This window comes from Paenibacillus sp. FSL P4-0127, from assembly GCF_038007325.1.
Taxonomy (GTDB): domain Bacteria; phylum Bacillota; class Bacilli; order Paenibacillales; family Paenibacillaceae; genus Fontibacillus; species Fontibacillus macerans.
Map to the genome: position 1 here is coordinate 2,598,250 of NZ_JBBOWY010000001.1, position 24,251 is coordinate 2,622,500.

A 24,251-nucleotide genomic window follows, 5' to 3' on the forward strand; every position below is an offset into this window, starting at 1 on the left:
ATTGTCCCCGCCCTGTGAAACCTTGAAGGAGAGTCCGCTATTGGAAACCGCACAATTACGCCGGATTATTCTCGCTTCCACATCACCCCGCAGGCGTGAATTGATCTCTTCCTTGCAAATCCCGTTTCAAGTCGTACCCAGCCATGCGGACGAATCGACGCCGCCGGAATGGGCTCCGGAGCAAATCGTTATGGAGCTTGCCGGCCGAAAGGCGGATGCGGTTTATCATGCGCTGGAATCGTCCGAACGGGATGCGGTGATTGTCGGAAGTGACACGATCGTCGTCCGCGACGGGGCTGTTCTTGGCAAGCCCAAGGATGAAGCCGAGGCGGCCGAGATGCTGCATTCCCTGCAGGGCCGCAGCCATACCGTATTTACCGGCGTGGCTTGCGTGGACGGTTTAACCGGCAGAAGGAAGGTCGAATACCGTTCGACCCTGGTGACGATGAAGGCGTTGACCGAAGCGGAGATCCAAGCCTACGCCCGTAGCGGGGAAGGTCTGGACAAAGCCGGGGCTTACGCCATTCAAGGCCTGGGGGCCACGATCGTGACCGGCATTGAGGGATGCTACTTTAATGTCGTTGGTTTACCTTTATCTTTGCTAGTAAACATGCTGGCGGATTTCGGTATTCGCGTACTTCATGAGGAAGTTTAAAAAGTCAGTTTTTGATCACGAAGCAAGAACATGGAGCGTATTCGGCATCGAATCTTGAATTCGGCCGGGCCTAAGCATATGCTTCCGAAGCATGTTTCCTCGCGGAAACATTTCCGGTGCTCACGTACCCCCACAAGCCTATGCTTTCGAAGCCGTTTTCTCCGAAAACGTTTAGCTCCGCTCCTTACGTCTCTAGCTTCATCCGACCTAAAGCGTTTTGAAAAAACGCACTTCGGAAGCATACGCTTCGGTGCTGAAAACCTGACTTTTTGAACACTTATTTAAATGAGATCGGCGGTCAACCGTACTCTTGCCGAAAGGCCGCCTGGAAGTGGTAAAGCATATCCTTCCGCGAGACGCTTTGAAGCCATGCCCGGGAAATCCCGGGCTTAGCTTATAAACTATCGGAAGCGAGGGATTATGCATGAAATCCACTTCTTACATGCTCCGGGACCTTCCCATGGAGGAACGGCCAAGAGAACGCATGATGGAGTTTGGCCCGGGAGCGCTCAGCAACGCGGAACTGCTGGCGATATTGCTTCGAACGGGCACGCGCAGCGAATCGGCGATTCACATGGCCCAGCGCGTGTTGTCGGAAATCGGCGGCATTCGCGGTCTTGTTGATCTTAGCTTGGACGAAATGGTCCAACTCAAGGGAATTGGCCCGGCGAAAGCGATCGAGCTTAAAGCGGGCATCGAACTGGGACGGCGGCTGGCCAAATCAAGGCTGCCGGAGTCCGAAACGATCCGCAGCCCGCATATTGCGGCGGAGCTGCTGATGGAACAGATGCGTTATTTGCAGAAGGAACATTTTGTTTGTCTTTTTTTGAATACGAAAAATCATATCATTGCTCAAGAGACGCTTTCCATCGGAAGCCTTAACGCTTCCATCGTTCATCCGCGCGAGGTGTTTCGCGCCGCGATCAAATGCGGCAGCGCCTCGGTCGTCTGCGCACACAATCACCCGAGCGGCGATCCGACCCCGAGCGCCGAGGATATCCGGATGACCAACCGGCTTTGCGAAGCCGGAGAGATCGTAGGCATCGACGTGCTGGATCATATCGTTATCGGAGATGGAAAATTTGTCAGTTTGAAGGAGCAGGGCTTGATGTAATATAATAGTTTAGATACAGAAGGAAAGGAAGAAAACAGCATGTTGGGTGGCTTTACGAAAGACTTGGGAATCGATTTGGGGACGGCGAACACGCTCGTTTATACGCGCGGTAAAGGAATTATCGTAAGAGAACCTTCGGTAGTGGCGATACATACCGACACGAAAAATATCGTCGCCGTCGGTGAATCCGCCAAAAAGATGATCGGCCGGACACCCGGCAACATTCGGGCGATTCGACCGATGAAAGACGGGGTTATCGCCGATTTCGATACGACGGCGACGATGATTAAATACTTTATCAACCAGGCGCAGAAGCAGCGTTCGCTGTTCCAACGCCATCCGAATGTAATGGTTTGCGTGCCGTCGGGAATTACGGCGGTTGAGCAGCGCGCCGTCGAGGACGCGACGAAGCAGGCCGGAGCCCGCGAAGCCTATACGATCGAGGAGCCTTTTGCCGCGGCGATCGGGGCCGATCTGCCGGTTTGGGAACCGACCGGGAGCATGGTGGTCGATATCGGCGGAGGCACGACCGAAGTGGCGGTTATTTCGCTCGGCGGCATCGTCACGAGCAAATCGGTGCGTGTGGCCGGGGATGAAATGGATGAAGCGATCATCCAATACATCAAACGTCAATATAATTTAATGATCGGGGAAAGAACCGCGGAACAACTGAAGATGGACATCGGTTCGGCTATGCCCCTCGAGCAGGTGGAGACGATGGAAATTCGCGGTCGCGATCTTGTGAGCGGGCTTCCGAAGACGATCACGATCACCTCGGACGAAATCTCCGAAGCGCTCGGCGATACGGTCGGCGCGATTGTCGAAGCCGTCAAGGTTACGCTTGAGAAATGCCCGCCGGAGCTTGCCGCCGATATTATGGATCGGGGTATCGTGTTAACCGGCGGCGGCGCCTTGCTCCGCAATCTGGACAAACTGCTGGCCGGAGAAACGGGAATGCCCGTCATCGTGGCCGAAAATCCGCTGGATTGTGTAGCGATCGGCACAGGCCGCGCTTTGGACAACATCCACTTGTTCAAATCCAAGAGCAGCTCCGCTCTTCGCTCCAGACGCTGATCCATCGCCATAACGATGCAAACACCCCTTATCACGAAGCGGCGCCGTCCTTGTAAAATTGGGCGGCCTATGCCGTTTTAATCAAGAAAACGTAAGGTTGGAGGGTGCTGAAACTGTTTAAGCTGCTAGGCAATAAAAGATTGTTTATTTTGCTCATGGGACTTATTTTGTTTATTGCGGTTATGGGTTTTACGCTGGGGCCGAGAACCTCCTTGTCCTGGCCGGAAAAATTCGTCAAAGACACGGTTGGCTTCGTGCAATACGTGTTCTACAAGCCCGCTAGCTACATAGCGGGCTTGTTTGAAGATATCGCGAACCTGCGCGCGCTGCAGGAAGAAAACGAGCAGCTTAAAATTGCATTAGCCCATTATACCCGGGATAAGGCAACTTATAACTGGATTGATCAAGAGAACAAGCGGTTACAGAAAGAACTCGATTTTACAAATGCGCAAAAAGAGCTTTACAACTATGACTGGAAAATCGCCCATGTTATCAGTGTCAACGATGATCCGGTGAACAACACGATCGTATTGGATATCGGCGCCCGCGAAGGCGTTAAAGAAGGGATGGCTGTTCACTCGGATCAAGGGCTGGTCGGCGTAATCAGCCGTGTGAGTAACTTTACTTCCACCGTAAGGCTGGCGACTTCGATGGACGCCAAAGACCCGAATTCGAACGGAATCGCCGTGACGGCGCAAGGTAAAGAAAACGACGTGTTCGGGATGATTGAGACATATGACAAGGAGAAAGGCATGTTTCTCATGACCCGGATTGAGGACGGGACTCCGCTTAAAAAAGAGGATCTTATCGTATCTTCGGGCGTCGGCGGCGCTTTTCCCCGCGGCATGATCATCGGCACGGTGAAGGAGATTCAGGTTGGCGAATACGGCCTGACATATACGGCGACCGTTAAGCCGGCGGCCAGCTTTACCGACTGGAAGGAGCTGTTCGTCGTGTTCACGCCGGAAATGCCGGAAATGCCGGAAGGTGAAGGCAAGTGAATAAACGAAAGTATATTTTGATCCTGCTGCTCTTCGTTTTGTTTATCGTGGAAGGAACCATCGTGCCTTGGCTGATTCCCGGCCCATGGCATGCGCGGATCGTCCCCCATTTGGTTTATATCTGCCTTTTGTTCATTTCGGTGTATGACCATCGGCATGCGGGAATGGTTATGGGGCTCATTTTCGGGCTGCTTCACGATGTCGTTTATTACGGGGCACTGATCGGGGCGTATTCCTTCGCCATGGGATTGTCGTGCTATTTGATGGGCCTTTTATCCCGTTCGCAGCGGGCGCCTATGCCGCTTATGATGATTATCGTAATCTTCGGCAGCCTGCTGTTTGATTCCATTCTGTTCGGCACTTATTCCCTGTTCGAATTAACGCATCGGCCGTATACCTGGGCGCTCCAGAACCATATCATTCCCAATCTGTTCGTTCAGTTCCTGTTTGCGCTGGCGATTTACGTCCCCCTGCGCAAGCAGCTCGAACTAATGGCCAAACGGCGTTCCCCCGAGGAGAAGGCTTGACGCCCGCGTACTTTTCCTTGCCGCCCAAGCAGGAACTTTTCCGCTCCTGCACGAATTGATTAGGAGGGAGGGACAGGCTAATGACGGTGAAATCGAACCACGTGACGATCAAAGGAATCAAGGATGGCCTGGTTTTCCTGCTGGACGACAAGTGCGATTTCTCAAGTCTTCTGGAGGAACTCCGCTATAAATTGGAGTTTAGCCATCAGCATATTTTGACGGGGCCGATCATCCACGTGGACGTGAAGCTTGGCATGAGGCTCGTTACCGAAGATCAGAAAGAAATGATTCTTGATATATTGAAGCAAAAAGGCAATTTGCTTGTCCGTTCCATCGAAATGCCCGCGATCGCACAGGAAAAAGACGAAAACGCGGTGAAGACGCTCGCCGGGATCGTCCGGTCGGGGCAGGTGCTTCACCATGACGGGAATTTGCTGTTTATCGGAGACGTAAATCCCGGCGGGACGATTTGCGCTACCGGAGACATTTTGATCCTCGGCGCCCTGCGGGGGATGGCCCACGCCGGCTTTACCGGCAACGAGAAAGCGGTTATCGCCGCTTCCTTTTTGGCCCCTACGCAGCTGAGGATCGCCGAAACGATCAGCCGGCCTCCGGACGAATGGGAAAACCGGGAGACGAGTATGGAGTTCGCTTTTTTGCGGGACGGGAAAATGCAAATCGACAAAATCGTCAATATGACCCGGATCAGACCGGATTTTAACGTGTTTAAAGGGGTGTGAATGATGGGAGAAGCTATCGTAATTACGTCCGGCAAAGGCGGCGTCGGCAAAACGACGACCTCGGCCAATATCGGAACCGCGCTGGCGCTGCTGGGCAAAAAAGTGTGTCTGGTCGATACGGACATCGGGCTGCGCAATTTGGACGTGGTCATGGGGCTGGAGAACCGGATCATCTACGATTTGATCGACGTAGCCGAAGGCCGCTGCCGGTTGAACCAGGCACTAGTGAAGGACAAGCGGTTCGACGAGCTGTACATGCTGCCTGCCGCCCAGACGAAAGACAAAAACGCCATCTCGCCCGAGCAGGTTAAAGACATCGTGCTTGAGCTGAAGAAGGACTTCGAATACGTCATTATCGACTGCCCGGCCGGCATTGAGCAGGGCTTCAAAAACGCGATTGCCGGAGCGGATCAGGCGATCGTGGTGACGACGCCGGAGCACGCCGCCGTCCGCGACGCGGACCGGATTATCGGCCTGCTGGAAAATTCGCATATCGGCGCGCCCAAGCTCATCGTCAACCGGATCAAGGTGAACATGATGAAGGCCGGGGATATGCTGGATATCGAAGGGATTTTGCAGGTGCTGAACATCGATCTGATCGGCATCGTACCGGATGACGAGAAAGTCATCAAAGCGGCCAACAGCGGCGAACCGACGGTCATGAACCCCGATTCGACGGCGGCCATCGCCTATCGCAACATCGCGCGGCGCATTTTGGGAGATACGGTGCCCCTGATGCTGCTCGATCAAAAGAAGGGCGTATTTACGCGCTTCAAGAAGTTTTTCGGAATGGGTTGATCTCCGTTGTTGTTTAAACTGAAAAAGCTGGACTGGGTGATGGTCGGAATTTTGGCCTTGTTCATGGTATTCAGCACCCTCTTGGTCCGCAGTGCCATTGCTCCGTACGATTCGGAATTTCAAGGCTATGATTTAAGAACCGTTATTTTTTATATCCTCGGCTTTATTGTCGTGTTCGGGATGGCGCTGGTCGATTATCGTTTCCTGCTTCGTTACAGTTGGTATGGTTACGGGGCAGGTTGTCTGCTGCTTATTTTGGTGTATTTGCTTGCGCCGGAAATCAACGGGGCGCGAAGCTGGTTTCGGATCGGCAGCCTGCTGTTTCAGCCGGCCGAGCTGGTTAAGGTCATCCTGATTCTGGTCACGGCGTATCTGCTTGGCCAGAGGCAGGGTCAGGCCTTACGCTTCCGCGGCGATATCGTGCCGATTTCAGTAATCTCGCTGGTCCCATTTTTTCTGGTGCTTATTCAGCCGGACCTCGGCAACGCGATTATCTATCTGGTGGTATTGGTTGGCATGCTGTGGATCGGCAATGCAAAATACAGCCACGTGCTGATCGCCCTGACGGCCGCCGTTGCGGCCTTGATTGTGTTTGTGACGCTGTTTAACGCCTACAATGAACAGATCCGCGATTATTTGGAAAGCCATAAGAAGGTGCATTGGTACCAGCGGATCAATACGTTTATCAATCCGGACCAGGCTTCAAACGACGACAAACACCAATCGAACTATGCCAAGATCGCCATCGGTTCCGGGGGATTGCTCGGCGACGGGTACATGAAGGGCGAACTGAAGAACAAAAAGTTCGTGCCCTATCCTTACTCGGATTCGATTTTTGTCGTGGTGGGCGAGGAGTTCGGTTTCCTGGGTTCTTCGCTGCTGCTGTTGCTTTATTTTTTGTTTATTTACAGGATGATCCTCATCGCGCTGCGCTGCATCGACAAAAGAGGAGCCTATATCATCGTCGGGATCGTGGCGATGTTCCTGTTCCAAATCTTCGAAAACGTCGGCATGATGATCGGTCTGATGCCGATTACCGGCATTACGCTGCCGTTTATCAGCTACGGGGGGACCTCGCTGTTGATCAACATGCTGTGTATCGGGCTGGTGTTCAGCATTATGCTGCATCAGGAAAAGTATAAGGTGGAGTGAACAAACCGGTGCCTGGCGCCGGTTTTTTTGCTGTGCACGCCCTGGAGTGAATAATCAACTGCAAAAATGCATTTGAATTTCCGCCCAAACCCCATTTTCGAGCTGGCGAAATGCAAAAGTGCATCTTATTTACGGCCTTCCGCTAAAAAAGCATCCTTTGACTGGATATGAAATGCACTTCTGCATTTGAACCGCCTGTTTCGCTAGGTTTCGACAAGAACCGCCTGCACTTTTGCGTTTCGTATAGTCTCTTGTTCATATTCCGGCCAAGCCCTTCATAAAAATACTAGTACCAGATATTTCGAGCGGGCTACTGCGGTTCGGGGACGCCACCCAACGAAACGCCTGACTTGACCGGGGGGACTGAAGAGATGGACGTGAAATCAAATGTGAAAAAACGGAGAGCGGAGCGGATTAGACAGCTGACGATGGAGGCCGGTCCTCTCCTCCCGGATGGGGGACGGGACTCCGGCAGTTACAGCACGGCACGGCTTGGGCCGGGGGGCTCGATGGGAGGCAAAGCAGGAGCCCGTCCTGGAGGACATCCGCAGAGCGGCGAAACCGGAACAACCGGAACAATCGGAACAACCGGGACAACCGGGACAACCGGGACAACCGGGACTTCAGGATTCGGCCCCGAACGCGATCCCGAATTGCTGTGGAAACGCGGGCAAGGGCGCTGGGAGGAGCTTTACGGCGGTTTTGGCGGCAAAGAGGACCCTCCGTCCCCTGCAGGGGGCCGTTCTTCTTTTTGGACGACGATGTTTGCTCGGCTTGTGATCAGCGCGCTGCTGTTTCTGGGAATTTGGGGAATAGAACGGTACGAACCTTCCTGGTCGCTTCCGATTCGGGCGTTTGTCGCGCAATCGCTTACCGTGGAGATGGATTTTTCGGCGGCAGAAGCCTGGTATGAACGTTATTTCGGCGGCGCGCCGTCGTTTATTCCGATTTTTAAGCACCATGAAGACAACGGGGTTAAGGTCGGGGCAGCGAGCGGATTCGTTGCTCCTGTCTCCGGGAGCCCTGCCGGCTCGTTTGCGCTCAGCTTGAAGGGGGTGGAAATTATTCCCGAGCGGGCGGAGAACGGGGTGGTTCAGGTAAAAAGCATAGGAACCGGCCGGGTTCTCAGCGTAACCCGGGATCCGGCGACGGGCGAGACCGTCACGGTCCAGCATGCCGATGGATTCATCTCCGTCTACGGCCGCCTGGAGCAGGTTGCCGTCGAACAAGGGGATTGGCTGGAAGGGGGCGATATCGTCGGCACGCTTCCAACGGGAACGGTACCGCCGCTTCCTACCCTCTATTTTGCACTGCAAAAAGATGACCGGTATATTGATCCGGCGGATGTGATCCCGTTTGATTAAATGGAGCGGAATGACGATTTCCTTTCATCCCCTGTTTGTCATCATTATGCTCATGTCGGTATTGACCGGTCATTTCTTGGAGCTTCTTTCCTTGTTCGCGATCGTTTTTATCCATGAGCTCGGCCACGTGACCGCGGCGCGAATGTACGGAATCCGCGTGCTGTCCGTGCAAATGCTTCCTTTCGGCGGCGTTGCCGTCATGGAGGATGCGGGAGACCTGACGGCCGGGCGGGAAATCGCCATCGCCTTGGCGGGGCCCTTGCAAAACGCGCTGCTCATCCTCGCGTCTTTGCTCCTGCACGCGGCCGGTTTGTGGGACGGGCCTTTTCTGGACTATTTTATCCAAAGCAATATATTGATCGCTTTATTCAATTTGCTGCCGATATTGCCGCTGGACGGCGGAAAAATCAGCCAAGCCCTCTGCAGCCTCCTGCTTCCTTACCACGCCACGCTGGTCTGGTCGCACCGCATCAGCCTGCTGTTCAGCGCCATGCTGATCGCCTACGCGCTGCTGCCGCTCCTGCTGCTTAAGGAAGGACCGCAGCTTAACATGCTGATGATCGGCATTTTTTTGTTCTATTCGAATGCCGTCGATTACCGGAACATTCCTTACCGGTTTTTGCGCTTTCTCGTGAACCGGGACCGGAGCTTTTCCAGGCATCTGATGAACGGGACTTTAGCCCAGCCGATTGTTGCCGAAAAAGCGAAACCTTTGGACCATATCTTGCGTCTATTTAAACGGGAAAAATACCATTTTATATACGTCATGAATCATCAAGGGAATATCGTTGCCGTTGTACCGGAACAGCGCGTCATTTCCTCCTTTTTAAGATTAAAGAATCTTTAGTCTCAGCGCGGCTGAATGATTCTTTGATATAATGATACAGGTATGATTCTGCTAGAACGTTAGAAAGGTGAGATCATGAAAAGGATGATTGTTCACTGCGGATCCGGCTCTACCGAGGTGGCGCTTCTGGAAAACGGCAAGCTGGTGGAGTATGCGGCGGAGCGTTCTCAGAACAGAGGACTGGTCGGCAGCTTTATTAAAGGAAAAGTCGTTAATGTCATTCCCGGCATGCAGGCCGCTTTTGTGGATATAGGACAGAAAAAAAACGCGTTTCTGTATATTGATGACGTGCTTCATCCGCATTTGGAAAAACAGCCAAAACCGAAGCCGGCCATTACCGAGCTGTTGAAGCCCGGCCACGAGCTGGTCGTTCAGGTCGTAAAAGAAGCGATCGGCAATAAGGGGGCGCGAGTGACGACCCATTATTCCTTGCCCGGACGCTGGCTGGTTTATATGCCGACCGCCGGTTACGTCGCCGTTTCCAAAAAAATCGGCCGCGAGGAAGAAAGATTCCGGCTGAAAACGGTTGGCGAGGAACTAAGGAAAGAGGAGGAAGGACTCATTCTGCGGACGGTGGCCGAGGACGAAGCCGGCGAGGTAATCGGTGAAGACCTGGACCTGCTGCGGGGGCAGTGGACCTCGATCCTGCAGGAAGCCGGGGACGCTGTGGCTCCCGCTTTGCTGCATCAGGATTTAAGCGTCGTGCAGCGGTTGATGCGAGATGTCTACAGCCCGGAAACGGACGAGCTCATTGTGGATTGTCCGGAACAGGCCGACGAAGCGCTGGCTTTTTTGCGCAAAATGCTGCCCGGAGAATCGCCGCGGATCATCGTATACGAAGGCGAACCGCCTCTGTTTGAGCATTACGGGGTCAAGCCGCAGCTTGACAAGGATTTCCAGCGGAAAGTTTGGCTGCCCGGCGGAGGTTATCTCGTTTGGGACACGACCGAAGCTCTAACTGTCATCGATGTGAATACGGGGAAATACATCGGGGGCGCCGATTTGGAAGACACGGTGTATCGGACGAATTTGGAGGCGGCCCAGGAAATCGCCCGGCTTGTCCGTCTGCGGGACACCGGCGGGATCATTATCATCGATTTCATCGACATGGACCGCGATGAGCATCGTGCGGCCGTTTGGGAGCGGCTGGAGGAATCGATGTATGGCGACCGGACGCAGCATCATATTTTGGGCTGGACGCGGCTCGGACTGTTGGAGATGACGCGAAAAAGGATTCGTGCGGAAAATTCGTTATGATCTTGGCTGAAAAACAAATTGATATTGTTCGCATCACATGCTATTATAGTAAGGTATGTGTCACTAAGTACAGTCTTGTGCACATGCTGTAACCGCTCCGGTCGGGTCGACAAGTCCGCTTTCCTTCGGACGGCGGCACCTGAATCAGGCGAGTCTGAGACATGAGGAGGTGCAAGCAAATGTACGCAATTATCGAAACCGGCGGTAAACAATACCGTGTTCAAGAAGGCGATGTGCTTTACATCGAGAAATTGAACGCAGAGGACGGCACGAGCGTAACGTTCGACCGTGTATTGGCAGTATCCAAAGGCGAAGGTTTGGTGGCGGGAACTCCGCTCGTATCCGGCGCTACTGTTACGGCGAAAGTCGAAAAACACGGCAAAGGCCAAAAAGTGGTCGTTTACAAATACAAACCGAAAAAGAACTACCACAAAAAACAAGGTCATCGCCAGCCGTACACGAAAGTAACGATCGAGAAAATCCAGGCGTAAGAAGGTGCGGTAATTGATTATCGTCTCCATTTTGCGCAGGCAGGATAACGGCATTGCAGGCTTTGAAGTGGAAGGCCATGCCGGCTACGCGAAGGCCGGGGAGGACATCGTATGCGCCGGCGTATCGGCGGTTACCGTAGGTACGGTCAACTCCATTGAGGAGCTGACGGCGGTCGTGATGGATTCCCGGATGAAGAACGGCTTTCTCAGCGCGAATCTTCCTTCCGTGGTTCGGCCGGAAGCCGAGGAACAGGTGCAATTGCTGCTTGCTTCCCTTGTCGTTATGCTGAAGAGTATCGAAGAATCATACGGGAAGTATATTCAGATACAGGACGTCATCATTTAAAGAAGGAGGTAGACTACAATGTTGAAATTGGATCTCCAGTTGTTCGCTTCGAAGAAGGGCGTAGGCTCCACGAAAAACGGACGCGACAGCATCGCGAAACGCCTTGGCGTGAAACGTGCTGACGGTCAAGTCGTGACGGGCGGAAGCATCCTCGTTCGTCAACGCGGTACGAAAATTCATCCGGGAACGAACGTAGGCATCGGTTCCGACGATACGCTGTTCGCCAAAGTCGACGGCGTTGTGAAATTCGAGCGTTGGGGTCGCGATCGCAAGAAAGTGAGCGTCTACCCTGTAGAAACCGCTCCGGTAGCGGCTACGGTTGAAGCCTAAGCGGCGAAGACCGTACGGAACGCAGCTGCAAAGCCCTGGCACAATCAAGTGCCAGGGCTTTTTTAAATATCGGTATTTTGATGTCATGGACGACATAAGTCGAGCGATTTTCAGGCCGGGTTTATGTTATACTGGGTTATGATGCCAGGGTGGCAAGCTCACCCAATTCGTTAGGGGAACGGGGAAATGATGAAACATCGGTTCACGGTGCCGACGATCGGCGTGCTGCTTGCGATCGCGAGTCTGGCCCTCCATTATTTCGTGAAGTCGCCGATCGGACATGCGGTAATAAGCGGTTGTCTTTTCGTCTTGTTTTGGATGTATGTCCGGCATATCCGCAAACAGGCGGAGAGCGAGCGGAAGCATTTGCTGGAATCCGTGCAGCGGACGGCTGCGGCGACGCTTAGCCACCATCGCCATGATTGGATGAACGATCTGCAGATTTTGTACGGATATATCAAGATGGGCAAAATTGATAAAATGGCGGGCTGCGTGGAAAGAATAAAAGGACGAATGGCCGTGGAGAGCAAAATATCGCGGCTCGGCATTCCGTCGCTCGTGTTTTATTTGCAGTCGTTCCGCGAAGTGAACGGATCGGTGCAGTTGGAGGTTGATATCGAGGACGACCTGCAGCTCGGCTGCCTGCTTACGGCGGATGACGCGGAGGAACTGACGGAAGCCATCGTGGAAACGGTCAGAGCTTATCAGTATGCCGGCCGGTCTTCGTGGGGAGAAATACTTCAGTTGAAAATGTCCATCGCCAGGGAAAACGGTGAGGTGCTGGTCCGCTTCGATCCGCTGAGCGCATCGGGGAACAAGGAAGCGTTAAGGCGCCATATTGAGGAATGGGCAGAGGGCAAACGGGTTCGGGCCGAACAGATTGAATCGGAATTTTCCGCTTTTCGGCTGCGGATTTCCTGCGGGAACTTAAATGAGGTGAATGCATGTTTGTAGATAAAGCGAAGATATATGTCAAGGGAGGCGACGGCGGCGACGGGATCGTCGCCTTCCGGCGGGAGAAATACGTGCCCGAGGGCGGTCCGGCCGGCGGCGACGGCGGCAAAGGCGGGGACGTCATTTTCCGGGTGGACGAAGGCTTAAGAACGCTGATGGATTTCCGCTACCAGCGCCATTTCAAGGCGCAGCGCGGGGAGAAAGGGCGGAACAAAAGCCAGCACGGGGCCAATGCGGAAAACATGATCGTCCGCGTGCCACCGGGTACGGTCGTGATCGACGACGATACGCAGGAGGTGCTCGCCGATTTGACGCGCCATGGCCAGCAGATTATCGTGGCCCGCGGGGGGCGCGGAGGGCGCGGCAATATTCGCTTCGCCACGCCAAACAATCCGGCGCCGGAGCTGGCCGAGCACGGCGAAGAAGGCGAAGAGCGCTGGGTGGTGCTGGAGCTGAAGGTGATGGCCGACGTTGGGCTGGTCGGTTTTCCGAGCGTCGGAAAGTCGACGCTGCTGTCGGTCGTGTCGGCGGCCAAGCCGAAAATCGGAGCCTACCATTTTACGACGATCACGCCGAATCTCGGAGTGGTCGAAGTCGGCGAAGGGCGCAGCTTCGTGATGGCCGACCTGCCGGGACTGATTGAGGGAGCCCATGAAGGGGTCGGTCTGGGGCATGAATTTTTGCGCCATGTGGAGCGGACGCGTCTCATTATCCACGTCGTCGACATGGCGGGCTCGGAAGGGCGCGATCCGTTTGACGATTGGCAGAAGATCAACGACGAGCTCAGACAATATAACGCCGATCTGGAGCATCGTCCGCAAATCGTCGCCGCCAACAAAATGGATATGCCGGAATCGGCGGAAAATTTGGAGAAATTCCGCAAGCAGGTCAGCGAGGTTCGCGGGGACCTGGAAATTATGCCGATCTCTTCGTTAACCCGCCAAGGGGTGCAGGAGCTTGTTTATCGCGCGGCCGATTTGCTCGACCAAATTCCGGAAGCTCCGGCGATCGAAGAAGTGACTGAGCTTGAGGAGCGGAAAATCTACAAGCTCGACAAGCGCGAGGACGAAGGGTTCACGATCCGGCGGGAAAACGAGACTTTTATTGTGGAAAGCGTAAAAATCGAGCGGATGATGAAGCGGATGCAGCTCAATTCGCATGACGCGATTTTAAAGCTGGCCCGGACGCTGCGCCACATGGGCGTCGACGAGGAGCTGCGCAAGCGCGGCGCCAAGGACGGTACGCCTGTACGCATCGGCGACTTCGAATTCGAGTTTGTGGAAGGCAGCAGTTATTATTATTGATCAAGAAAGCACCTTTGGGGTGCTTTTCTTGCTATCAGCGGCACCTGCGGAAATTCGCGGTATTTACGGTAAAAGCATTGCCACCTGTTCGACTTTCCGGTATAATGTCCACTATGTAAAAACAAAAGTCTCTAAGGAGAGGACGTTTTGTGAAAGAGCATTATTATTTGGTTCGCGAGGACATTTTGCCCGAAGCGGTGGTCAAGACGCTCCAAGTCAAGCAATTGCTCGCCGCCGGCGAAGCCAGGACGGTTCACGAGGCGGTGGCGCAGGTGGGGTTGAGCCGCAGCGCTTTTTATAAGTATAAAGACGGCATTCATCAATTGAATCAAATTGATCGGGAAAGCATTGTGACCATCTCCTTTGACCTTGAGCACCGCTCGGGAATTTTGTCGAAGGTGCTTGCGTCGATTGCGGGCTCCGGAGGCAACGTGCTGACGATTAACCAAAGCATTCCTCTCCAGGGCAGGGCCAATGTCGTGATTTCCGTGGAGACCTCCCGGCTCACCGAGGAACTGGATGCGATGCTGCAGTCGCTTCAGACCATTTCCGGCGTCAGGAGAACGCAAATCGTCGGACAAAGCTAAGGCTGACGAGCGCGGGAGGGCGAAGCGAAACCATAGAAAATGCTTGTGCCTAAGGCGCATTGGATAACAGGAGGGGATCGGAAGTGAAACCAGTGAAAGTTGGATTGCTTGGGCTTGGCACGGTGGGAACCGGCGTGGTTCGGATCGTGGAAGGGCATCAGGAGGATCTGAGCAGTCAAGTGGGGTCTCCGATACGGATCGAGAAGATTGCGGTGAAAAATCTGGAGAAACCCCGCAGCATCGCGATCGATCGGGCCAAGCTGACGGAGGATCCGTGGGAAGTGATCCGCGATCCGGAGATCGATGTCATCGTGGAAGTGATGGGCGGCGTCGAACAGACGAAAACTTACATTTTAGAAGCGCTGGAGCGCGGCAAACATATCGTTACGGCCAATAAGGATCTGATGGCGCTGTACGGTTCGGAAATTTTGGCCAAAGCGTTGGATAATCAATGCGACGTGTTTTACGAGGCCAGCGTAGCCGGCGGCATTCCGATTATCCGGACGCTGATCGAAGGCTTTTCCTCCGACCGGATCATGAAAATTATGGGGATCGTGAACGGGACGACCAACTACATTTTGAGCAAAATGAGCCAAGAAGGCGCTTCTTACGAGGATGTGCTGACGGAAGCGCAGCAGCTTGGGTATGCGGAAGTTGACCCGACCTCCGATGTGGAGGGGCTTGACGCCGCCCGAAAGATGGCGATTCTCGCCACGTTGGGTTTCAGGACCAATGTCGAGCTCAGCGACGTTCATGTCCGCGGTATTTCTTCGGTAACGCGGGAGGATATTTTGTATGCCAAACGGCTTGGCTATGAAATGAAGCTGCTGGGGATCGCCGAGCGGCAGGATGACGAATTCAGCATCACCGTGCAGCCGACGATGGTCAAAAATACGCATCCGATCGCTGCGGTGGGCGGAGTCTACAACGCCGTCTATGTATACGGCGAAGCCGTGGGAGAGACGATGTTTTACGGCGCCGGAGCCGGCGAGATGCCGACGGCCACCTCCGTCGTCGCCGATTTGGTCGCCGTCGTCAAAAACTTGAAGCTGGGCGTCAACGGTCTGAAGCAAATCGTACCTTACAAGCCGAAGAAGCTGAAAACCGACGAGCAGATCGCCTATAAAAACTTCTTGCTGCTCCATGTCGACGACAAAGCGGGCGTGCTGGCCCGGATCACCCAGGTGTTTGCCGAATACGAGGTCAGCCTGGATTCGGTCGTTCAGTCGCCGAACACGAACGTGAACGGGGCGGAGATCATGATCGTTACTCATTACGCCAGCAAAGCGAGCATGGATAAGGTGATCAACCATTTCGAGTCGCTTGATGTGATTCATCGGATCAAAAGCGTTTACCGCGTTGAAGGATAAAATTATTTTTAAAAAAGGAGTTCATCCCATGAGATACCTCGGACTGCTGGAAACCTACAAAGAATATTTACCCGTTACCGACAAAACGCCGAAGCTTACGCTGCAGGAGGGGAATACGCCGCTCACGCGGGCGGAAAATTTGTCGCGGGAGCTCGGGCTTGATCTATATTTCAAATATGAGGGGCTGAACCCGACCGGGTCGTTTAAAGACCGCGGCATGGTGATGGCCGTCGCCAAAGCGATCGAAGAGGGCAGCCGTACGATCATGTGCGCCTCCACGGGCAATACCTCGGCGGCCGCAGCCGCTTATGCCGCTCGCGCGGGTATCGACTGCATCGTGCTGATTCCCAACAACAACATCGCGCTGGGGAAACTGGCGCAGGCGATGATTTATGGCGCAAAAGTGATCGCCATCGAAGGCAACTTCGACCGGGCGCTCGAAATCGTCCGCGACATTACCGCCAAACATCCGATTACGCTGGTAAACTCCGTGAACCCGTACCGCATCGAGGGGCAAAAAACCGCTGCTTTCGAAGTTTGCGATCAGCTTGGCAAGGCGCCGGACGTGCTGGCGATTCCGGTAGGCAACGCCGGCAACATCTCCGCGTACTGGAGAGGCTTTAAGGAATACCACGAACGCGGAAAATCATCTTCGCTGCCGCGCATGGTCGGCTTTGAGGCCGAAGGCGCCATGGCCATCGTCAAGGGCGAGCCGATTTTGGAGCCGGAAACGATCGCCACCGCGATCCGGATCGGCAACCCGGCAAGCTGGAAAACCGCGGTAGCGGCAGCCGAAGAGTCGGGCGGGCAAATCAATTACGTGACGGACGACGAAATTCTCGAAGCGTACCGGACCATTGCCGCCCGTGAAGGCATCTTCGCCGAACCGGCTTCGGCGGCTTCCATCGCCGGCGTATACAAGCTAAAGCGCGAAGGTTATTTCAAAGGCGGCGAAACCGTAGTTTGCGTCCTTACCGGCCACGGCTTGAAGGACCCGAATATCGCGATCAAGAGCATCGGCAGTGAACCGCTTGTCGTACAGGATACGGAGGAAGCGGTCATGGATGCGATCGCCAAGCTGCAAGGGGCGCGCGCATGATTCGTGAGGGCGGGGTCCGGGTCAAGGTGCCGGCCAGCACCGCCAACCTGGGTCCCGGATTCGACACGCTGGGCATGGCGCTTTCCCTGTATTCCTGGATTGAAATGAAGCCGGCGGAGACGACCGTGTTTCATCTTTACGGCGACGAGATGGGCGGGCTGCCGAAAGACAAAAGCAATCTGGTGTATCAAGTTGCGCAAACGGTGTTTGCCGAAGCCGGCGTGGAGCTGCCTGAACTGGATATTTCGATGTACTCGGAAATTCCCCTGACCCGCGGGCTTGGGAGCAGCGCTTCGGCCATCGTCGGGGCGCTGTTCGCCGCCAATCTGCTGATCGGCTCGCCGCTCGACCGGGCCAAGCTGTTTGACATGGCTACAGCAATGGAGAAGCATCCCGACAATGTCGGGGCCTCCTTGTTTGGCGGCATTATCACGGCCGTATGGGACGGCAGCCACGCGGATGTGCTGCGGATTGAACCTCCGGCCGATCTCGAGGTGCTGGTGGCAATTCCTGATTTTCAGCTGTCCACTTCCAAGGCTCGCGAAGCGCTTCCCCGCGAGGTAAGTTTGCAGGACGCGGTATATAACGTCAGCCGCACTTCGCTGCTTACCGCGGCTTTGGCCGCGGGCCGGCTCGATCTGATTCCGGCCGCGATGCGCGACCGCCTTCACCAGCCTTACCGGGCTCAACTGGTTCCCGGCATGGCGCGGATTTTGGCGGAAGCGACCGAACACGGAGCGCTCGGGGCCGCTTTGAGCGGCGCCGGGCCAACTCTGCTGGCATTGGCCGATCGGCGGCAGCGTACGGGGCAGAACCTGGAGGTTTTCCTTTTGGACGTTCTTGCCGGGCACGGAATCCGGGCTAGGACGATCTGGCTCGAACCTTGCACATTCGGGGCGATGGAGCTTACTATGGATAAGGAAGGTTCATTTATGGATTACATCAAAGGGGAAGTCAGGACATGAAACGTATAGCATTGCTGCCTGAAGGATCGGTTTCCCACGAAGCGGCGCTGCACCTGTTTGGGGAAGAGCCGGTGGAACTGCTTCATTTCAAGCAAATTTCCGATGTTTTTTTAGCCACGGCCAGCGGAAAAAGCGATTATAGCGTCATTCCGGTGGAAAATACGATCGAAGGATCGGTCAGCCTGCATATGGATTGGCTTGTCCACGAAGTGGATATTCCGATGCAGGTGGAATGGGTATATCCGTCGATTCAGAACTTGATCGGCCGGCGGGAAGAATTCGGCGCCGGGACACCGGATGGCGACGGCATCGATTTTTCCAAAGTAACCAAAGTGCTTTCCCACCCTGTGGCGATGGCCCAATGCCTGCAGTTTATCCGCTCCCGCATGCCTCAGGCGGAATTGGAGCACGTCGGCAGCACGTCGGAGGCGGTAGAGGTGGTCAAGCAGCATCCCGGCCTGGGATGGACCGCCATCGGTACGAGATTGGGAGCGCAGCATCACGGGTTGGATGTACTGGCCGGCAAAGTGACGGACCATGACAACAACTATACCCGTTTTGTCCTGATCGGCCCGCAGCCGCTGAAGATCGGCGGGAACAGAAAAACCGCCCAAAGCAAAACAAGCTTGATGATTGCGTTGCCTGAGGATTTTCCAGGGGCATTGCATCAGGTATTGTCTGCGTTTGCTTGGCGCAAACTGAATTTGTCGCGGATCGAGTCGCGTCCAACAAAAAAGAAATTGGGAAATTATTATTTTTTAATGGATGTGCTTGAACCGCTGGAATCGGTGCTGCTCAGCTCGGCGATCGGCGAAATCGAGGCTTTGGGGTGTGGAGTGCGCGTGCTGGGGAGCTACCCCAGTTATTCTTTTGAAGAGCAAACAGCGGAGGTGCAAAATTAATGGCAGAACAAGTTATTTACTTGGATGGAGAATTCGTAACAAAGGATCAAGCAAAGGTTTCCGTGTTTGACCATGGCTTTTTGTACGGGGACGGGATTTTCGAGGGGATTCGGATTTATAACGGCAATATTTTCAAGTGCAAAGAGCACTTGGATCGCCTTTACGATTCCGCGAAATCGATCATGCTGGACATTCCGCTGACTTATCAAGAAATGGAGGATGCTCTGGTGGAGACGCTGCGCCGCAATGAGCTGCGGAGCGGCTACATACGGCTCATCGTTTCCCGCGGGGCGGGCAATTTGGGCCTGGATCCGAACCGCTGCCCCAAAGCAACGGTCGTCATCATTGTGGAGCAGCTGGCGATTTATTCGGAGGAAGCTTACAAAACCGGCTTGAAAGCCGTCTCGGTCTCCACGCGCAGAAACGTGCCCGACGCGCTGAACCCGAAAATCAAATCGCTGAACTATTTGAACAATGTGCTGGTGAAAATCCAGTCGAACCTGGCCGGGGCGGGCGAGGCTATTATGATGAACGCTCAAGGTTACGTAACGGAGGGCTCGGGCGACAATATTTTCATCGTCAAAAACGGGGTTATCACAACGCCTCCATGTTATTTGGGCGCATTGGAAGGGATTACCCGCCAGGCGATCATCGAAATTTGCGAAAGAAAAGGCTATAAACTCAAAGAAGAACCGTTTACGCTGCATGACGTGTATGTGGCCGACGAAGTGTTCCTGACCGGCACCGCGGCGGAAGTCATCGCCGTTCGCGAAGTGGACGGCCGGATCATCGGCGAGGGACATGCCGGTCCGGTGACGTTGAAGCTCCTGGAGGAGTTCCGGGCGATCGTCGATCAGGACGGTTTGAAAGTCTGGTAATCGCGGCTCCGTTTGGAGCGTTTCGATCCTATTTCCTTTTTTTAGAGGGAGGTAGGATTTTTTCTTTTTGTTGGATGTCAAAAACCGGGCTCCTGCATAGGATGTTATAAATGGGCCCCGGGCGATAATCACGTTCCGGAGAAGATACCTAGGAGGTCTTTAGCGCGTGAAAATTCATATTGTCAAGAAAGGCGATACTTTGTTTGAGCTTTCAAAAAAGTATAATGTGCCTCTGCAGAAATTGATCGATGCCAACCCGCAAATCGCAAATCCCGACGTATTGAACGTAGGCGACAAGGTGAAGATTCCTGCCGAGGCGGTGCCGATCGGCGGGGAGACGGGCAAAATTTATAAGCATGTCGTCAAGCAGGGCGATACGTTGTGGAAGCTGGCGAATGCATGGGGACTTTCCTTGCAGACATTGATCGCCGCGAATCCGCAATTGAAAGATCCGAACCAGCTGACGGTTGGCGAAATCGTCAACATTCCCGCGGGGGCAGGCCAGGCCTGGGGAGAGCACGGCAATCCGAATCCGAATCCCAATCCGGAGAATATCGGGACAATGCCGGCCCAAACCGGCAAGAAAAACACGGCGCCCATCGCAGGCATGGCCGGCAAAAAGAGCACGGCTCCTATTACCGGGGCGGAAATGGCACCCAAAACCAATATCGCGCCGGAAGCCGTTAAGCCCGCCCCCAAGGAAGCTCCGAAGGAGGAGGTTCCTAAGCCGATGAATGTGGAGCCTGTAAATTTGCAGCCGATACAGGCGGAGCAGCCGAAGACGGTGCCGATGGAGATTAAAATCGAGGTCGAGCAGATCCAATACGAAACGACCAAACTGGAGCCTATGAAGGTTGAGCCGATCAAACACGAGCCGATCAAACACGAGCCGATCAAGTATGAACCCATCAAGTATGAGCCGGCAAAATATGAGCCCATGCATTATGAACCCGCCAAGTATGAGCCTGTAGCTTACACGCCGATGAAATCCGAACCGGCCAATCTCGCCCCGATCTCTTACGAGCCGATGAAATCGGAGTCGACCGGCCTTGGCCCGATCTCTTACGAGCCAATGAAATCGGAACCGTACGGTTATGGGCCGGTAAGTCCATCTGCCTATGAACCGATGAAGTCAGAGCCACAGGCATACGCACCTTTAACTGCCCAATATCCGACGGCACAGCTGCCTGAATATGCAAACCCTCAATATCCGCACTATCAACCGCTTCAGCCTACGTCCGTATTCCCCGCAATGGCTTATCCAACTCAATCCCCATGCGGATGTTCGGGGAATGTCCCGCATACCTACCAGCAGCCGGAGAGCTACCATCCTTTTTACCAATACAATGTACCCGCGGAAGCCGTATCTTCCTCCAATATTCCGCAGTTTCCGCAGGTGCAGGCTGCAATGGGGCATATTCCGGAAGGGGAGTATCCGGGGTTATCGAATGCAGGCGCACCGATGTACACGATGCCGGAAGCAGGCGGGAATACCAGCCCGGCAGAAAACAATTATCCTATGTTTAGCATGCACCATTATCCGACACCTGAACCGCAGTATGTGTCTCCCGAATCCTATGCCAATGCGCCGTTTTCTCAAGGAGCGCCCTGGCATCATGGCCCAGGAACTCTGCCGTATTATGGACAGCCGATGCCGGCATACCCGTCTGCGGTTTCACCCTTGGCCCAAGCGGCGCCGTTTATGCCGGGGTATCCTTTAAACTATCCGGCTCCTTTGACTCAAGGGGCGTCCTGGGGGAATGAACCGCTTAAAGGCGAAGTTAGCCCGCTGGAAAGTATGAAAGGTTATTCTCAGAGGGAGGCGCATACGGCGGAAATCCAGGCGGAAGCCGAACCGGCAGGAACATCGGAAATCCAGCAAGCAGGCCCCGCTAAAAATGTTAAAATCTCGGGCGGCCCGGATTCGGTAAAACCTCGCAAAAAGCAAGGCAAGTCCAGATCAGATGGGGCCGGAAAAAAAAGCTCGGGCAAACTCAAAACGTCCGGCCGCCGGAATCCGTGGATTAATGCTTAAAGATTTATGGAGCGAGGGCGGTAATCCCTCGCTCTTCTTTATTTTTTCTTATTTCCGAAAATTAACATGCTTAATAGCTTGAGTATAACCTAGTAATGTGCTATATTAAATGTCCCCGCGAAATGCGATAATATTAATCTCGCAGGGAAAGCATTTGATTTAAGATTATTTTTAAAAAAAGCTTGCATTACTTTCGGCAGTGTGTTATATTATTTAAGTCGCCGCTGAAACAACGGTGATGAACGAAAAGCGAAGTTGATCTTTGAAAACTGAACAACGAGTGAGTATAAATGAGAATTAAAATTCTCGTCAGTTTTTCTAAATGAGCAAGTCAAACAACCTTTATTGGAGAGTTTGATCCTGGCTCAGGACGAACGCTGGCGGCGTGCCTAATACATGCAAGTCGAGCGGAGTTAATCGGGAGCTTGCTCCTGATTAACTTAGCGGCGGACGGGTGAGTAACACGTAGGCAACCTGCCCGTAAGACCGGGATAACTACCGGAAACGGTAGCTAATACCGGATAATCAAGCTTCTCGCATGAGAGGCTTGGGAAAGGCGGTTCTGAATTTATTCAGGGCTGTCACTTACGGATGGGCCTGCGGCGCATTAGCTAGTTGGTGGGGTAACGGCTCACCAAGGCGACGATGCGTAGCCGACCTGAGAGGGTGAACGGCCACACTGGGACTGAGACACGGCCCAGACTCCTACGGGAGGCAGCAGTAGGGAATCTTCCGCAATGGACGAAAGTCTGACGGAGCAACGCCGCGTGAGTGATGAAGGTTTTCGGATCGTAAAGCTCTGTTGCCAGGGAAGAACGTCTTCTGGAGTAACTGCCAGGAGAGTGACGGTACCTGAGAAGAAAGCCCCGGCTAACTACGTGCCAGCAGCCGCGGTAATACGTAGGGGGCAAGCGTTGTCCGGAATTATTGGGCGTAAAGCGCGCGCAGGCGGCTGTTTAAGTCTGGTGTATAATCCTGGGGCTCAACTCCGGGTCGCACTGGAAACTGGACGGCTTGAGTGCAGAAGAGGAGAGTGGAATTCCACGTGTAGCGGTGAAATGCGTAGAGATGTGGAGGAACACCAGTGGCGAAGGCGACTCTCTGGGCTGTAACTGACGCTGAGGCGCGAAAGCGTGGGGAGCAAACAGGATTAGATACCCTGGTAGTCCACGCCGTAAACGATGAGTGCTAGGTGTTAGGGGTTTCGATACCCTTGGTGCCGAAGTAAACACATTAAGCACTCCGCCTGGGGAGTACGGCCGCAAGGCTGAAACTCAAAGGAATTGACGGGGACCCGCACAAGCAGTGGAGTATGTGGTTTAATTCGAAGCAACGCGAAGAACCTTACCAGGTCTTGACATCCCTCTGACCGCTGTAGAGATATGGCTTTCCTTCGGGACAGAGGAGACAGGTGGTGCATGGTTGTCGTCAGCTCGTGTCGTGAGATGTTGGGTTAAGTCCCGCAACGAGCGCAACCCTTGACTTTAGTTGCCAGCAAGTGAAGTTGGGCACTCTAGAGTGACTGCCGGTGACAAACCGGAGGAAGGTGGGGATGACGTCAAATCATCATGCCCCTTATGACCTGGGCTACACACGTACTACAATGGCCGGTACAACGGGAAGCGAAGTCGTGAGATGGAGCGAATCCTAGAAAAGCCGGTCTCAGTTCGGATTGCAGGCTGCAACTCGCCTGCATGAAGTCGGAATTGCTAGTAATCGCGGATCAGCATGCCGCGGTGAATACGTTCCCGGGTCTTGTACACACCGCCCGTCACACCACGAGAGTTTACAACACCCGAAGTCGGTGAGGTAACCGCAAGGGGCCAGCCGCCGAAGGTGGGGTAGATGATTGGGGTGAAGTCGTAACAAGGTAGCCGTATCGGAAGGTGCGGCTGGATCACCTCCTTTCTATGGAGTACCTCGTTCCTGTTACGGAACGGTACAAATACAAAATCAGGTCTTAGGCCTGTTACTCACTCGTTGGTCAGTTTTGAGAGTTCAACTCTCAAGCTTATCCTTCCAACACTTGCCGGTTGAACGGTAAGGCAGGAGATGATAAGATATTCTTCCGCCGGTAAAACGGCGAAGAAACTTGATCCTTGAAAACTGGATAACGAAACGAAATTTGCGTTTTAGAACAATCCTTTTAGCTGAACTTGTGTCAACACAAGTGAAGATATTAGTGGTTTGATATTTTCCTTCGGGAAAAATCATGGTTAAGCTACTAAGAGCACACGGAGGATGCCTAGGCGCTAGGAGCCGAAGAAGGACGTGGCGAACAACGAAACTGCCTCGGGGAGCTGTAAGCAAGCATCGATCCGGGGATGTCCGAATGGGGAAACCCGGCTGGGGTAATACCTAGTCACTCATCACTGAATCCATAGGTGGTGAAGAGGCATACCAGGGGAACTGAAACATCTAAGTACCCTGAGGAAGAGAAAACAATAGTGATTCCGTCAGT

The 24,251-nt window shown here is 54.0% G+C and carries 23 protein-coding genes, 2 rRNA genes and 1 other annotated feature (1 of these 26 running past the window's edge); all 25 genes read left to right on the plus strand.

Annotated elements, in window-relative coordinates:
- The first annotated feature begins 40 nt into the window (after positions 1–40).
- Positions 41–655: a Maf family protein gene (locus NYE74_RS11655; RefSeq protein WP_340929044.1), complete on the plus strand. Its 615-nt coding sequence runs from the start codon at positions 41–43 to the stop codon at positions 653–655.
- 424 nt (positions 656–1,079) lie between these two features.
- The gene (radC, locus tag NYE74_RS11660) at positions 1,080–1,769 is read left to right on the plus strand and encodes a RadC family protein (RefSeq protein WP_340929043.1); all 690 of its coding nucleotides are present in this window, start codon (positions 1,080–1,082) and stop codon (positions 1,767–1,769) included.
- A 39-nt stretch (positions 1,770–1,808) separates the two neighbouring features.
- Positions 1,809–2,843, plus strand: a complete 1,035-nt coding sequence (locus NYE74_RS11665; RefSeq protein ID WP_036620496.1) for a rod shape-determining protein — start codon at positions 1,809–1,811, stop codon at positions 2,841–2,843.
- A 104-nt stretch (positions 2,844–2,947) separates the two neighbouring features.
- Complete coding sequence (mreC, locus tag NYE74_RS11670; protein ID WP_340929041.1) at positions 2,948–3,844, plus strand: rod shape-determining protein MreC; 897 nt, start codon at positions 2,948–2,950, stop codon at positions 3,842–3,844.
- On the plus strand, positions 3,841–4,371 hold the full coding sequence (gene mreD / locus NYE74_RS11675; protein WP_340929040.1) for a rod shape-determining protein MreD: 531 nt from the start codon (positions 3,841–3,843) through the stop codon (positions 4,369–4,371). The genes mreC and mreD overlap by 4 nt, the downstream gene beginning before the upstream one ends.
- 80 nt (positions 4,372–4,451) lie before the next feature.
- Positions 4,452–5,111 (plus strand): septum site-determining protein MinC, encoded by a 660-nt coding sequence (minC, locus tag NYE74_RS11680; RefSeq protein WP_340929038.1) that lies wholly within the window; start codon positions 4,452–4,454, stop codon positions 5,109–5,111.
- 3 nt (positions 5,112–5,114) lie between these two features.
- The gene (gene minD, locus NYE74_RS11685) at positions 5,115–5,909 is read left to right on the plus strand and encodes a septum site-determining protein MinD (protein WP_036620505.1); all 795 of its coding nucleotides are present in this window, start codon (positions 5,115–5,117) and stop codon (positions 5,907–5,909) included.
- A gap of 6 nt (positions 5,910–5,915) precedes the next feature.
- On the plus strand, positions 5,916–7,061 hold the full coding sequence (locus NYE74_RS11690; protein ID WP_036620507.1) for an FtsW/RodA/SpoVE family cell cycle protein: 1,146 nt from the start codon (positions 5,916–5,918) through the stop codon (positions 7,059–7,061).
- A 371-nt stretch (positions 7,062–7,432) separates the two neighbouring features.
- On the plus strand, positions 7,433–8,425 hold the full coding sequence (locus NYE74_RS11695) for a M23 family metallopeptidase (protein ID WP_341004805.1): 993 nt from the start codon (positions 7,433–7,435) through the stop codon (positions 8,423–8,425).
- Positions 8,418–9,272, plus strand: coding sequence for a M50 family metallopeptidase (locus NYE74_RS11700; protein WP_340929032.1), 855 nt, complete (start codon positions 8,418–8,420; stop codon positions 9,270–9,272). Before NYE74_RS11695 ends, NYE74_RS11700 begins: the two co-directional genes overlap by 8 nt.
- Before the next feature lie 75 nt (positions 9,273–9,347).
- On the plus strand, positions 9,348–10,529 hold the full coding sequence (locus NYE74_RS11705; protein WP_124333128.1) for an Rne/Rng family ribonuclease: 1,182 nt from the start codon (positions 9,348–9,350) through the stop codon (positions 10,527–10,529).
- 80 nt (positions 10,530–10,609) lie between these two features.
- Positions 10,610–10,695: a sequence feature (ribosomal protein L21 leader region), on the plus strand.
- A 13-nt stretch (positions 10,696–10,708) separates the two neighbouring features.
- Positions 10,709–11,020, plus strand: a complete 312-nt coding sequence (rplU, locus tag NYE74_RS11710) for a 50S ribosomal protein L21 (RefSeq protein WP_124333129.1) — start codon at positions 10,709–10,711, stop codon at positions 11,018–11,020.
- Between the two features lie 13 nt (positions 11,021–11,033).
- Positions 11,034–11,366, plus strand: coding sequence for a ribosomal-processing cysteine protease Prp (locus NYE74_RS11715; protein ID WP_155621230.1), 333 nt, complete (start codon positions 11,034–11,036; stop codon positions 11,364–11,366).
- 18 nt (positions 11,367–11,384) lie between these two features.
- Positions 11,385–11,696, plus strand: coding sequence for a 50S ribosomal protein L27 (rpmA, locus tag NYE74_RS11720; protein WP_036620517.1), 312 nt, complete (start codon positions 11,385–11,387; stop codon positions 11,694–11,696).
- Positions 11,697–11,882: 186 nt separating this feature from the next.
- The gene (locus NYE74_RS11725; RefSeq protein WP_227872971.1) at positions 11,883–12,650 is read left to right on the plus strand and encodes a Spo0B domain-containing protein; all 768 of its coding nucleotides are present in this window, start codon (positions 11,883–11,885) and stop codon (positions 12,648–12,650) included.
- Entirely contained in the window at positions 12,641–13,954 is a 1,314-nt protein-coding gene (gene obgE, locus NYE74_RS11730) for a GTPase ObgE (RefSeq protein WP_155621229.1), read from the plus strand. The genes NYE74_RS11725 and obgE overlap by 10 nt, the downstream gene beginning before the upstream one ends.
- Before the next feature lie 149 nt (positions 13,955–14,103).
- Positions 14,104–14,541 (plus strand): ACT domain-containing protein, encoded by a 438-nt coding sequence (locus NYE74_RS11735; RefSeq protein WP_036620522.1) that lies wholly within the window; start codon positions 14,104–14,106, stop codon positions 14,539–14,541.
- An 83-nt stretch (positions 14,542–14,624) separates the two neighbouring features.
- Positions 14,625–15,911, plus strand: coding sequence for a homoserine dehydrogenase (locus NYE74_RS11740; RefSeq protein WP_036620523.1), 1,287 nt, complete (start codon positions 14,625–14,627; stop codon positions 15,909–15,911).
- Positions 15,912–15,939: 28 nt separating this feature from the next.
- Positions 15,940–17,010 (plus strand): threonine synthase, encoded by a 1,071-nt coding sequence (gene thrC / locus NYE74_RS11745; RefSeq protein ID WP_036620525.1) that lies wholly within the window; start codon positions 15,940–15,942, stop codon positions 17,008–17,010.
- Positions 17,007–17,975 (plus strand): homoserine kinase, encoded by a 969-nt coding sequence (gene thrB, locus NYE74_RS11750; protein ID WP_036620528.1) that lies wholly within the window; start codon positions 17,007–17,009, stop codon positions 17,973–17,975. Before thrC ends, thrB begins: the two co-directional genes overlap by 4 nt.
- The gene (pheA, locus tag NYE74_RS11755; RefSeq protein ID WP_341004806.1) at positions 17,972–18,877 is read left to right on the plus strand and encodes a prephenate dehydratase; all 906 of its coding nucleotides are present in this window, start codon (positions 17,972–17,974) and stop codon (positions 18,875–18,877) included. The genes thrB and pheA overlap by 4 nt, the downstream gene beginning before the upstream one ends.
- Positions 18,877–19,755, plus strand: a complete 879-nt coding sequence (gene ilvE, locus NYE74_RS11760; protein ID WP_036620534.1) for a branched-chain-amino-acid transaminase — start codon at positions 18,877–18,879, stop codon at positions 19,753–19,755. The genes pheA and ilvE overlap by 1 nt, the downstream gene beginning before the upstream one ends.
- Positions 19,756–19,921: 166 nt before the next feature.
- Positions 19,922–21,790: a LysM peptidoglycan-binding domain-containing protein gene (locus tag NYE74_RS11765; RefSeq protein WP_036620537.1), complete on the plus strand. Its 1,869-nt coding sequence runs from the start codon at positions 19,922–19,924 to the stop codon at positions 21,788–21,790.
- A gap of 342 nt (positions 21,791–22,132) precedes the next feature.
- A 16S ribosomal RNA gene (locus NYE74_RS11770) occupies positions 22,133–23,698 on the plus strand.
- A 306-nt stretch (positions 23,699–24,004) separates the two neighbouring features.
- Positions 24,005–24,251: ribosomal RNA gene (locus NYE74_RS11775) — 23S ribosomal RNA — on the plus strand; it runs 2,683 nt beyond the window's last position.
- The 16S and 23S rRNA genes sit together here, the layout of an rRNA operon.